11 protein-coding genes and 4 pseudogenes are annotated in these 11,112 nt (G+C 67.3%); 7 read left to right on the top strand and 8 right to left on the bottom strand.

Annotated features, from left to right (window positions below):
- Positions 1-52: 52 nt before the first annotated feature.
- Both RM423_RS23045 and RM423_RS23050 read right to left on the bottom strand, forming a co-directional pair.
- Positions 53-619 carry a hypothetical protein gene (locus tag RM423_RS23045; protein ID WP_311425393.1) on the bottom strand — a complete coding sequence of 189 codons (567 nt, stop codon included), beginning with the start codon at positions 617-619 and terminating at the stop codon, positions 53-55.
- Between the two features lie 231 nt (positions 620-850).
- Complete coding sequence (locus RM423_RS23050; protein ID WP_311425394.1) at positions 851-1,177, bottom strand: hypothetical protein; 327 nt, start codon at positions 1,175-1,177, stop codon at positions 851-853.
- Between the two features lie 279 nt (positions 1,178-1,456).
- Here RM423_RS23050 and RM423_RS26065 point away from each other — a divergent pair, with 279 nt between their 5' ends.
- From RM423_RS26065 to RM423_RS23060, 3 genes are all read left to right on the top strand, one after another.
- Entirely contained in the window at positions 1,457-1,684 is a 228-nt protein-coding gene (locus tag RM423_RS26065) for a hypothetical protein (RefSeq protein WP_396327838.1), read from the top strand.
- Positions 1,681-2,376 carry a S1C family serine protease gene (locus RM423_RS23055; protein ID WP_396327839.1) on the top strand — a complete coding sequence of 232 codons (696 nt, stop codon included), beginning with the start codon at positions 1,681-1,683 and terminating at the stop codon, positions 2,374-2,376. The genes RM423_RS26065 and RM423_RS23055 overlap by 4 nt, the downstream gene beginning before the upstream one ends.
- A 118-nt stretch (positions 2,377-2,494) precedes the next feature.
- Positions 2,495-3,505, top strand: a complete 1,011-nt coding sequence (locus RM423_RS23060) for a cation diffusion facilitator family transporter (protein WP_311425395.1) — start codon at positions 2,495-2,497, stop codon at positions 3,503-3,505.
- Between the two features lie 37 nt (positions 3,506-3,542).
- On the opposite strand, the pseudogene RM423_RS23065 reads toward RM423_RS23060, so the two are convergent.
- From RM423_RS23065 to RM423_RS26070, 3 genes and pseudogenes are all read right to left on the bottom strand, one after another.
- Positions 3,543-4,641, bottom strand: a pseudogene (locus tag RM423_RS23065) (IS630 family transposase).
- 166 nt (positions 4,642-4,807) lie between these two features.
- Positions 4,808-5,173 carry a hypothetical protein gene (locus RM423_RS23070; RefSeq protein WP_311425396.1) on the bottom strand — a complete coding sequence of 122 codons (366 nt, stop codon included), beginning with the start codon at positions 5,171-5,173 and terminating at the stop codon, positions 4,808-4,810.
- Between the two features lie 79 nt (positions 5,174-5,252).
- Positions 5,253-5,411, bottom strand: a pseudogene (locus tag RM423_RS26070) (helix-turn-helix domain-containing protein); the annotation flags it as partial.
- 89 nt (positions 5,412-5,500) lie between these two features.
- Between RM423_RS26070 and RM423_RS23075 the strand changes: the two are divergent.
- Positions 5,501-5,926 (top strand): hypothetical protein, encoded by a 426-nt coding sequence (locus tag RM423_RS23075; protein WP_311425397.1) that lies wholly within the window; start codon positions 5,501-5,503, stop codon positions 5,924-5,926.
- 682 nt (positions 5,927-6,608) lie between these two features.
- Positions 6,609-7,013: a hypothetical protein gene (locus RM423_RS23080; protein ID WP_311425398.1), complete on the top strand. Its 405-nt coding sequence runs from the start codon at positions 6,609-6,611 to the stop codon at positions 7,011-7,013.
- Between the two features lie 39 nt (positions 7,014-7,052).
- Here the strand turns inward: RM423_RS23080 and RM423_RS23085 are convergent, their stop codons facing one another.
- Together RM423_RS23085 and RM423_RS26075 are read right to left on the bottom strand one after the other, a co-directional pair.
- Positions 7,053-7,211 carry a hypothetical protein gene (locus RM423_RS23085; RefSeq protein ID WP_311425399.1) on the bottom strand — a complete coding sequence of 53 codons (159 nt, stop codon included), beginning with the start codon at positions 7,209-7,211 and terminating at the stop codon, positions 7,053-7,055.
- 67 nt (positions 7,212-7,278) lie between these two features.
- Positions 7,279-7,617 (bottom strand): annotated as a pseudogene (locus tag RM423_RS26075) (arginine--tRNA ligase); the annotation flags it as partial.
- Positions 7,618-8,396: 779 nt separating this feature from the next.
- On the opposite strand from RM423_RS26075, the gene RM423_RS23095 reads away from it, so the two are divergent.
- Both RM423_RS23095 and RM423_RS23100 read left to right on the top strand, forming a co-directional pair.
- Entirely contained in the window at positions 8,397-8,846 is a 450-nt protein-coding gene (locus RM423_RS23095) for an IS110 family transposase (RefSeq protein ID WP_311425401.1), read from the top strand.
- A 62-nt stretch (positions 8,847-8,908) separates the two neighbouring features.
- Positions 8,909-9,079, top strand: coding sequence for a hypothetical protein (locus tag RM423_RS23100; RefSeq protein ID WP_311425402.1), 171 nt, complete (start codon positions 8,909-8,911; stop codon positions 9,077-9,079).
- Between the two features lie 391 nt (positions 9,080-9,470).
- On the opposite strand, the pseudogene RM423_RS23105 reads toward RM423_RS23100, so the two are convergent.
- Positions 9,471-10,869, bottom strand: a pseudogene (locus tag RM423_RS23105) (IS1380 family transposase).
- Positions 10,870-11,112: the final 243 nt, after the last annotated feature.

The raw sequence follows: 11,112 nt of genomic DNA on the forward strand, positions 1-11,112 counted from the left end.
CGAGAAGGCGAGCCGAAGCAGCGGACGCACTACTCTCATCGAAGACCGCCGCTCACGATGAGATCCGGCGTAGCCGCCTGGCCACTACCGCCCTTGCGGCGAGGGTGGCTGCAGCGATGCCGATCACCAGAGGAACGCCTGGCCACTCGGCGGCGCGACGGTTCCGGTCTCCGGTGCTGTGTGGACCGCCGAAGAGCTCCGGATGTTCCGAGAGCAGACGCATGTTCGGCGAAGCTCGGCGCACCTCGGCCTCTCGTTGAGCCTCCTTCAGACCGAACCCCGAATCGCCACCGGGACCGGCCAGGACCGATGAGGCCTCGCTGTAGGCGGCTATCCAGTCCTCCCACCCTTTCTCGTCGGCTGGCCCCTGGGGCGAGGCCGCCGGGGTATGCGGTCCGGGCGCCCTGGGATCTGACGGCAGGCTCCTGAGCAAGTAGCCACGAAGCGCGTCAACGTCCCGCCACAGCTGCCGCCCGTACTCGCACGCGCCCTCAAGCGCTTCGTCCAGTCCCGCTATCTGCTTGTCAGGGTCAGCCTGCTTCTCCGCGCCGGCAAGATGCGGTCTGCAAGCGTCCAACACGCTGGGAACCGGAACCGGGATAGGTTGCTGCATGAGCACTCTCGCCTTTCCTGGAAAGTCCACCGGGCACCGGTCGGAAAGTCGGCCGCTCCAGCGCACAGCCATACTCATCCGTGCGCAGCTCACTCCTGAGCCGCCACCGCAAAATGCGGCATCATATGCATATCGCAACAGTTGAAGATCCGCAAGGTCTAGCTTAGTCCGGACGGATAAGGTCTGGCATGGTCCGGACTGATGAAGATCGGATATTTAGCCACAGGCAACGCTCAATCAGTAGATGTTGCGATCACCGCGAGAACCCAAGGTCAGCTTGGATGCCGCGCCGGATTCGGTCAGGACCCGCTCCAGCATCTCGACCGGGACAGCGGCGTCTGGATCGGGAAGGCCGGCAAGCTGCACCTGCGCCGGTCGTGCGGCGACCGGGGCCGGCCCGGCAGCGGGACGGGCGGCGAACACGTCCTCGCCATGGATCTCACGCTGCCCGCCGGCAGCCAACACGATCTTGTCCTGGAGGTGTCCGAGCAGCCGCTGCCCAAGCGAGCCGCGGACCCAGAGCAGGCAGGGGGTGGTCACCGACGGTTGCACAATTGCAATCATTGCGAATAGGCTATCGCTCAGCTCGCGAGCTACACCTGCCGGGTTTCTACGTCGGCATCGCTGCGCGCGTGGCTCGCGGCGCCCCGAGCGGTGCCAGGGTCGGATGCCGACAGCAAGGAGTGAAGGATGAACAGGTCGCGACCACGACCGGTGGCTGGACTCGCTGTCGTGCCTGCCTGCGCGCCGCTGGCCGGGTGCACATCCAGCGGGCGAGGGAGCGGCTCGTCCGCACCGTCGTCCCCTCCGGTCCCCCTTCTGAGCGGCACCAGCGCTCCTCAGTTGCAGTCCGAGTACGTCTCCACGATCAACAAGGTCCTCCCGTCGGTCGTGCTGATCCGAACCCAGCGCGACCTCGGCTCGGGCATCGTCTTCGACAGCTCAGGCGACATCGTCACGAATTATCACGTCGTCGGCTCAGCCACGAAGTTCCAGGTGGTGCTCAGCGGCAGCACTCAGCCGCTCGCCGCCACGCTGGTCGGCCCTATCCGGCGGACGATCTCGCTGTGATCAAGGTCAGCGGCGCACGGGCGCTGCAGCCGGCCACGTCCGCGGACTCGTCGAAGCTGCAGGTCGGCGAGATCGTGCTCGCGATGGGCAATCCGCTCGACCTCGCCAGCAGCGTCGCCGAGGGCATCGTCTCGGCGGTGGGACGTACGGTGACCGAACCGCGCGGATCCAGCTGGCCGGGCGCGACGCTGCCCGACACGATCCAGACCAGTGCCGCGATCGACCCGGGCAACAGCGGCGGCGCGCTGGTCGATCTCGCCGGGGACGTGGTCGGCATCCCCACGCTCGCGGCCATCGATCCGCAGACCGGTGGCGGGGCCGCGCCGGGTATCGGCTTCGCCATCTCAAGCAACATCGTCCGCGACATCGCAGGGCAGCTAGTCAAGAATCGCAAGGTTCTCTATTCTCACCGGGCCGTCCTCGACATCACGGCGACAACGGTCACCGACGCGCACGGCAAGCCCGCCGGGGCCGGCATCTATACCGTTACGGCTGGCGGCGCCGCCGACAAGGCCGCGCTCAAGGCCGGCGTCGTCATCCTCAGCATCAAAGGAACCGCCATCCCCACCGTTCAGGCACTGACCTCAGCGCTGGCCAACTTGCAACCCGGGCAGACCGTGCCGGTCAAGGTCAGACGCGCGGACGGCTCCGCCACGACCGTCAACGTGACGTTGGGATCGTTGCCCGGATGACGTCCCGTCTACCGACCGGTGATACCGACCGGGTGATGATCGGCACGCACCGACGCCAACGGCTCGGAAGCCGCGCCGGATCGCGTGACATACGCGCGGTGCGCGTCGGCAGGCATGGATGAGTCACGGTGGCGGTAGTTCCCGGACGGTGATCATCGCGTTGATCGTGAACGCTGTCATCGCCCTCGCCAAAGGCATCGGCGGCGCGCTCAGCGGCTCAGGCGCGTTGTTGTCCGAAGCCGCGCACTCGGTGGCCGACACCATCAACGAGATCTTCCTGCTGACGGCGTTGCGGCGCGGCGATCGTCCGGCCGATGAGCGGCACCCGTTCGGCTACGGCAAAGAACGGTTCTTCTGGTCGCTGCTGGCGGCGGTAGGGATCTTCGTCGCGGGCGCGATTTATTCCTTCTTCGAGGGCTACCAGACGCTGACGGGGGCGCCCCATGAATCGACGGGTTTCATCGTGCCGTACATCGTGCTGGGTGTCGCCGCGGCGCTGGAGGGAACGTCCTGGTTACGGGCGGTGCGCCAGCTGCGCGGCGAGGCCCACGCGCATGATCGGGGCATGGTCGAATACGTCCGGACCAGCGACGATCCGACCGTTAAGACGGTGGCCAGCGAGGACAGTGCCGCGCTGGTCGGCATCCTCATCGCGTTCCTTGGCATCCTGCTGCATCAGATCACCGGTGACGCGGTCTACGACGGGGTGGCCTCGCTGCTGATCGGCGCGGTTCTGGTCTACGTCGCGTTCGCACTCGGTCACGACAGCATGGGGTTGCTCATCGGCGAGGCGGCAACCCCGGACGTCCGGCGCCGCCTGCTGGAGCAGTTGCAGTCGTTCGACGAAGTGGACGAGGTGGTCGACCTGCAGACCATGCGCATCGGCACCGGGCGCCTCATCGTCGCTGCCAGGCTCGACTTCGATCCGGGGTTGTCCTCGGACCAGATCGAGCACGTCAGCGCGCAGATCGAACATCGACTGCATGAGCGCGTGCCCCAGGTGGACCAGGTCTTCCTCGACGCCACCGCGCCCACGGATGTCGTCTCGCGCCAACGGCGAGCCGCGCGCGAGTCGGCGGCGCCGTGGCGCTACCCATCGGAGCCTGGCGACGGGCAGGGCCGCAAGTGATGAGCAGCGGCGAGCATTTTACATACGAAGACCCGACCTAGTGTCCTGCGTCAGGAATTCGTTGAAGATATGTGTTGAGTCGTTCGAAGATCTCGTCGGCGGTTTTGGTCCAGGTGAAGGGTCGCGGGTTCTCGTTCCACGTTGTGACCCAGGTGCGGATGTCTTTCTCGAGGGCGTGCAGGTTCTTGTGGACGCCTGGGCGTAGTTGTTTGTCGGTGAGTAGCCCGAACCAGCGCTCGACCTGGTTGAGCCAGGACGAGCCGGTGGGGGTGAAGTGCAGGTGGAAACGCGGGTGCGTCTCGAGCCAGCGCATGATCGCTGGGGTCTTGTGGGTGGAGAGGTTGTCACACACCAGGTGCACGTCGAGCTCGGCCGGCACCTCGGTGTCGATCTTGGTGAGGAACTTACCGAACTCGATCGCACGGCGGCGCCGATGCAGCGAGCCGATCACCTGAGCGGAGGCCACGTCCAGGGCGGTGAACAAGGTGGTCGTGCCCGAGCGGACGTAGTCAGTAGTCATGGGTGCGCCGCTCGGGCCTGCCCGGCATCATCGGCAGCACCGGCGCGGACCGATCCAAGGCCTGGATGCCGCTCTTGTCATCCACACACAGCACCAGCGCCCGCTCCGGCGGGTCGAGATAGAGCCCGACCACGTCGCGGACCTTCTCGATGAACAACGGGTCACTTGACAGCTTGAACGTGTCGCCCAGATGCGGTTTGAGCCGGAACTCCTTCCAGATCCGCCCGATCGTCGAACGCGAAAGCCCGGTCTCGGCGGCCATCGAGGCCCGCGACCAGTGCGTGGCGTCCCTCGGGGTGCGCTCCAACGTCGCCACGATCACCGCCTCGATCTGCTCATCGCCGATCGTGCGCGGCGCGCCCGGACGCGGCTCGTCCAGCAGACCGTCCAGGTGCTTGGCCACGAACCGGGCCCGCCACTTGCTCACCGTCGCCGCCACGATCCCCAGCTTCGCCGCGACCTGCCGATTGTCCAAGCCGCCCGCGCACGCCAGCACGATCTCCGACCGCAACGCCAACGACTGCGCCGACTTCGCCCGCCGCGACCAACGCAGCAACTGCTCACGCTCGTCATCGGTCAACGTCAACTCGGCCTTCGGCCGACCCGTCCTCGCCACACACCAATTCTACTACTTACAACACGAATTAGTGGTGCATGACACTAGTGTCCTGCGTCGCTGACCGGTAGGGCTCGGTGTTCATCACTTGGTCGAGGAGGGCGTGGAACTGCTCGGTGCCGGTGGTCGGGGCGCATCGGCCCGCGACGGTGCCGGCGTCCACGTCCTAGGCGGCGAGGTAGGCCAGTGCGCCGCCGCGGTCGTGGTCGTGCTCGACGCGCATCGGTCGGGCGTGGCCGGGCGGCATCGTGGGGTGACAGCGGCAGCGGGCTTGGATGGAGGTCTTCTCCTCGCTGCTGATGACGTACTCGTCGTCGCCGAGGGCTCGGCCGTCGTGGCGGCGCTGGTAGAGCTCAAGCACCCTGGCGGCCTTGGCCTGGAAGTTCGGGTCGCGGACCGAGATCCAGGACCGGTACTGCCAGGGCTTGATGGCGTCCTTGGTCAGAATCCGGCGCACCGTCGAGGCTGACATCGACTCCGCGATGCCGGCGGCCACCTCGGCCGCCAGATCTGCGCTGGTCCACCGCGACAACGGCCACCCCGCGGGTCGCCGGGAGCGCGCAGGCCAGCGCCTTGACCTCAGCGCGCTGCAGCGCGGTGAACCGTGCGGGACGGCCGCTGCGTGACAGGCCGTCCAGGCCGTCCAACCGGCAAGCGACGAACCGGCGCCGCCACTTGCCGACCGTGTCGACCTTGAGGCGCAACGTTCCCGCGATCGCGGCGTTGGACCTGCCGCAGCCCGCAAGACCCACGATCTGGGCTCGCAGCACCCGCTGATGCGGCAGCGTCCGGCTGCGCGCGACGTGCTTGATCCGATGGCGTTCGGAGGCCGGTCAGCACAAGGGCAGCGGCGGCAGGCATGGCAGGCTCCCGAGCCGAAGTTCCGGCGGACCCGAACACGATCAAGCCCGCAGCCACCACCTTGGAAGGCGCGCCGATGCGCCACGATCACCTCATGGCTGGCGTCCCGGAACTGACGAAGATCGCCGTGAGCGACAAGCTTGTCGATCACGCCGCGCAGCACTGGCCGCAACTGTCCCAGCTGACGGTCCGGTTCCGCGGGAACCTCGCCTACGTCACCGCAACGCTGCCCGACAACAGCGAGCCGAGCCCGCTGTGCCGACTGCGCTGGACCGGCCAACCCCACCAGTGGGGCTTCGGGCTGTACCTGTACAGCAGCGAGAAGTACGAGGACCAGATCCTGCCCAGCGCCAACTTCACCGGCACCCCAGAACAAGCCCCGGACTGCGCCTGCACCCTCTACCTGTCAGGCCCCGCCGGCTGATCCCCCACGAACTTACGGGCCAGACCACTAAGCCTGACGGCCGGCGGTCACGGTCACGGATGTGGCCTAAATGCAACCGTTGCACTAACGCAATCCCAGTGCAAGACTAGGACGGTAGGCGCGCAGCGGGGCGGCTGTGGCCCAGGCGGCTCCGCCCGACAGCTCGGCAGCAAGAGGAGGGGCATGGTGCAGACTGGCACGGCGGTGGCAACCATTGACCAGCGCTTGACGTGCCTACGGAAGAAGTACGTCAGCGACCGCTACGACGTCGGCACCTCCCGCCGGTCGTCGACTGCGTGCAACTGGACGCGACCGCGCGGCTGCCCTTATACCGGCTGGTTCGCCGCCGTGGCGCTGGCCGTGGGTCCCAACGTGCCACATCCGCCTCGACCCGATACTGTTCGACGGCGTCCCCGCCGCCACGGCGGCAAGCTCGCACCGAACACACGCTGCCGTGACACGGCATTACTATTCGCCGACTCCGCCACGCCGCCTATCCCTGACGCGCAACCACACTCTCCGCGCTCTACCGGTCACCCCAGCGTCCGAGGGCTTCATGGGAATAATCCCGACAGTCAGGCGCAACGATGACCACGAACCGCTTCGAGCTCGATGTAACCGCCATCCGCGAGGACGCCCGAGCGCGGCGGCGCTCACTGTGATGAGCCGAGCCCTAGGTGCGGTGCGGGATCCAGTCGCGGCGCTTGCCTCCGCAGCGCAGGGCAACACCTGGTCGGTCCGTCACGGCGAGTGGATCGTCGGGGTGATAGGAGCGGTGTTGATCATCGTCGGGCTGGTCACCCTGGTCAGGCGTGCCCACCCGTTTCTCGGCGAGCACGGGGCGCACGGCGCGATCCGCTGGCGGCGACGATTCGCCGTTGCTGAGATCGTCGTCGGGATGGTGATGCTCGTCGGCGCGGTGCTGTCACGAGGGGGGGATCAGCCACATGCGGCGCGCGCGCCTCGAACCAGCCCAGTGGCCCAACGCCAGCCGACCGTCTCACTCGGCGCCTTTTCACCTTCTGACGACCCTACCCGCCCCGCACCGCCGATCGGCCGTTACGGCTCCAGCGCAGGACCGAGCTGATACCTGGCCTCGTCATTCACCACGATCGAGTGGGTCGCGTTATAGCTGCAGGGTGCCTCCGTCACCTGCCTGCAGCGCGACAACCCGGGCACGGGCCCTGTCGGCGAAGTCGGTCGAGCTGTCGAACTCGGTGCGCGCGGCCTGGTAAAAGCCGTTGGGATCGGTCTCCAGGAGCGCGGCCTCCCGCCGTGCCCTCACCAACCCCGAGCAGGTGCTCGATGAGCATGCCGAACGGGGTGCCCGAGTCACCGATGTCGTTCTGCCGGATCACGTGATGGCCGAGCGCCTGGAGAGGGCGCGCGAGCGTGTCACCCATGACGGTCATGCGCAGGTGCCGACGTGCACCCCTTGGCTGCGCTGGGCCGCGGGCAACCGCGAGCGCGTCGATGGGTATCTGCTGTGCCTGCCGCAGCGGTACGCCCAGCCGGTCGTCGGCAAGCTGGTGTTGCACCTCGGCCGCGATCCAACTGTCGATCAGCGTCACGTTGACGAAGTCGGCACCGCTGATCTCCAGCCCTCCGACGACATCGTCAGCGTCTAAATGCGCGAGAATCTCGGTTGCGGTCTCACTGGGGCTGCGGCCGAGGCGCCTGGCCAGTTGCAGCCCGGCGTTGAGCTGAACGTCAGCGAACTGGGACGCGGCCGCACCACCGGATCAGCGTCGGCGAGCTCAGACCCGAACGCGCTCACGAGGGCGGCGGATGGCCGAGGGGTCAGGACATCCGATACGCGGCTCACGGCCCCGGACTAATGAGGCAGTCTCCACGCGGTTCCCCTGCCTACCGTCCGGCGGATAGTCGCGGTCGCATGGTCGCACACCTAGATGAGACGCCCGGGTGTCGTGGTGCTCGCCTCGCCAGGCGGTCTCACGTTCGGCGTCGTCGGATGGCACGGCGAGCACCTTCGGCGCGGGGACCACTGCGTGGGACCACCGTTTGCGGACAATTTCGCCGGATCCTTGTGGATGACTGTGGGCGGTAACTGGCGCTGACTTCGCAGCGATATGTGGCATGGGCGAGATGGTCCCCTGGCCGGAACTGGGCGAACAGGCCCCCATCGCTGTGTTGTCGACCCGCCCGGCTAGCACGCCACCACGGATCCTTCAACCAGAGGTGGCAATCCACGATGACAGCAACTTCCTGCGCCGTCGAGGCCGACGTCATCATCGGCGTCGACACTCACAAGGACATCGGCGCAGCCGTCGCGATCGACCGGCTCGGCCGGCTGCTCGAGCACTGATCGGTGCCCACGACAAAGGGGGTCTGATCGAGTTGCTGCACTGGGCTCAGCAGCTTGGTCGGGAGCGGATGTGGGTGTCGAGGGCACCGCCAGCTACGGCGCGGGCCTGACCCGTCATCTGCTCGCTGCCGGGTGGGACGGTGCATGAAGTGTCACGCCCGGCAGCGAGGAGTGCGACGCGATCACGGCAAGTCTGATCCGCTCGACGCCGAGATCGCTGCCCGCAGCGTCCTGGCCCGACAAGACCTCGGGACACCTAAAAGCGCAGGCAGTTCGGAGGCTCTGCGCCAGCTCCCTGCGACCCGCCGAGCAGCGATGAAGGCCCGAACCCAAGCGGCGAACCAACTCCACGCCTTGCTGTTCACCGGCCCGCAGGACCTGCGAGCCGAGTTCGAGAAACTCACGCTCGCGGCCAAGGTCCAGCGGTGCGCCAAGCTGCGTCCCGCCGCGGGAATACCCGATGCCCGCGAGGCCTGCAAGCTGTCGCTGCGGTCGGTGGCACGCCGATGGCAACACCTCAGCGCAGAGATCACCGAACTGGACACCGCTATCGCCGCTATCACAACCGATGTGGCGCCCGTCCTGCTCGAATAGTTCGGGATCGGCCCGATGTCGCCGCCGCGCTGCTGATCACCGCGGGCGGCAACAAAGACAGAATGCACCTGCACACCGTCTCTCTCACCCGGATGCGCAGCGACCCCCGAACCCGTGAATACGTCGCCAAGCCCACCGCCCAAGGACTCAGCAAGCGCGAGATCATGCGATGCCCGAAGCGCTACATCGCCCGAGACCTCTACCCACTGATCCTGCTCAGCCAGACAGGTTGACGTCATAGAAACATCGGCGCTGAACAGTCCCTAACGGCGGCCGAGGGGGTAGCGTGAAGGTATATCAGGGCTGGAAGGAGCTGGCAATGCAGTGTGGTCACGAAGGTTGCAAATGTTCAGTCGAGGGCACCGCATACTGCAGCGAGCACTGCGAGGCGCATGGTGGCGCGGACCATGGAGATCATCAGTGCGAATGCGGACACGCGGAGTGCGCGTAGCGGTTGCTCGTTAGCCCGGATCTTTCGCGGAGCGTCTGCTAATCGCGAAACTTGGGGCGGCGGCCTCTGTGTCGGGGATTGTGCCGTGGGGGTATGACGGTTTGGCCGAGGTCGCTCGGTGCGCCGGTTCCACGGTCCGGTTGCTTCTGGTCGTCGGTGCGGTCGGTCCCAAGTCAGCTGGGTGCTGGGATGAGCCGGAGGCGGGCGATGCCTTGGGCGAGGAGCTGGGCCCAGGGTGCGTGAGCGGGGAGGTGGAGTCTTCGGGTCCGGCCGTGGTCAGCGATCCGGGCGGCGATCGAGAACAGCCGCAGGCGCAGGCGTTTGGGTTCCCACCGGCGTGCCGGCTGGTCGGTGAAGGCGAGCATCTGCAGCCAGGCGGTGAGTTCGACGGCGAGGGTGACGATCGCGAGCCAGATGCGGTTCTGGTCGAAGTCGTGCAGCGGGAGGTTGCGCAGGCCGGTGTCCTTCGCGATCCGGATGCGGTCCTCGCACCTGGCGCGTCTGCGGTGCCTGAGTTCGAGGTCGGCGAGTTGGCCGCGGGTGGTGTTGGTGGCGAAGGCGGTCACGCGGTTGCCGTCGTGGTCGGTGATCCGCAGCTGCGCGCCGGGGTGCGGGCGTTCTTTACGCAGGATGACGCGCATCCCGGACGGCCACGATGCGAGGTTGAGCAGCCCGGTGGCCTCGGCGACGAACGCCCCGGGCCGGATCTGGCCGTTTCCGTCATAGGCGGGCTGCCACAGTTCCGCCTTGTCTAACAACGCCAACTGCTCGGCGAAGGTGTCTGGGAGGCTGAAACCCACCGAATACTGCACCCGCTGCGCGGTCAGCCAGGACAGCAGTTCGTGGGTGCCGCCGGCGCCGTCGGCGCGGACCAGCACCGATCTGCCCGGCCTGCGGCCGGGCTTGTGCCCGGGGAGCTGCGCGAACGCCGCCTTGAGCACGGCGATGTGGTCGGCGGCGGTGTTCGATCCGGCGTTCCCCTTTCTGAGCAGAGCGGAAAGCGGCTCGCCGGTCCCGGCGGCGCCGTGGTCGGCGAACACCAGCAACGGGTGGAACCCGAAACCCTTCTTGAACGTCGGTGCCGCGTTCTCCTTGTCCGAGTGCGCCGTCACGAGGGTGGCGTCGATGTCGACGACGACCGGACTGTCCACGTCAGCGGCGTAGTCCGGGGCGTGCTGCCCGGCCGCAGCCCAGACCCTGGCCCGGGCCGCAGCCCTGGCGGCGTCGATCGCTTTCAGGGCCCGGTCGGCGTCTGCGGCGAGGGCGTCGACCAGCCGCGACACCCCTCGGGTCCGAGGCCACCGCACCGAACACCGCAGGCTCCGCGCGCAGCACCGCCACGTCGGCCAGGCAGTCCCCGCCCACCGCCAACGCGAGCGCGAGATCAGTGACGACCTTGCCCGGGTCGTGCCGCGCCAAAGGCTTGCGCCACCGACTCAACGTCTGCGACAGACCGCGGTCCAGGCCCGCGGCCCGGACCGTCTCGACCAACGCCACCGCTCCTGCCTGCGACACGATCCTGGTCGCTGCCGTGTCGGTCTGGACACGCGGATACAACCCGATACTCTTCACCCCGAAGGTGCTCCTTGTTCAACGACGACCTGGCCTCAACAACCTCGATCATCGTTGACCTGGAGCACTTTTCACTTCACCGGCACACCGCCACCATGAAAGCCCCGGGTTAGCGGCAATACCGTTCAGTTAGCTTCGTGCGATCTGGTAGGTGGGAGGGTGCTGCGGTCGGGGCCACGCTGCATGGTGGGTGCGCTTGACGTGCCACTTGGGCATCTTGCGTTTGATGACGCGGGGTTCGGC

The organism is Jatrophihabitans lederbergiae, from assembly GCF_031845305.1.
Lineage (GTDB): Bacteria > Actinomycetota > Actinomycetes > Mycobacteriales > Jatrophihabitantaceae > Jatrophihabitans_A > Jatrophihabitans_A lederbergiae.

Bases quoted from the DNA above. Each gene is read 5' to 3' on its own strand.
- RM423_RS23050 (WP_311425394.1), bottom strand. From the start codon at position 1,177: ATGATTGCAATTGTGCAACCGTCGGTGACCACCCCCTGCCTGCTCTGG.
- RM423_RS23060 (WP_311425395.1), top strand. From the start codon at position 2,495: ATGAGTCACGGTGGCGGTAGTTCCCGGACGGTGATCATCGCGTTGATC.
- RM423_RS23075 (WP_311425397.1), top strand. From the start codon at position 5,501: ATGGCAGGCTCCCGAGCCGAAGTTCCGGCGGACCCGAACACGATCAAG.
- RM423_RS23095 (WP_311425401.1), top strand. From the start codon at position 8,397: ATGAAGTGTCACGCCCGGCAGCGAGGAGTGCGACGCGATCACGGCAAG.
- RM423_RS23100 (WP_311425402.1), top strand. From the start codon at position 8,909: ATGCACCTGCACACCGTCTCTCTCACCCGGATGCGCAGCGACCCCCGA.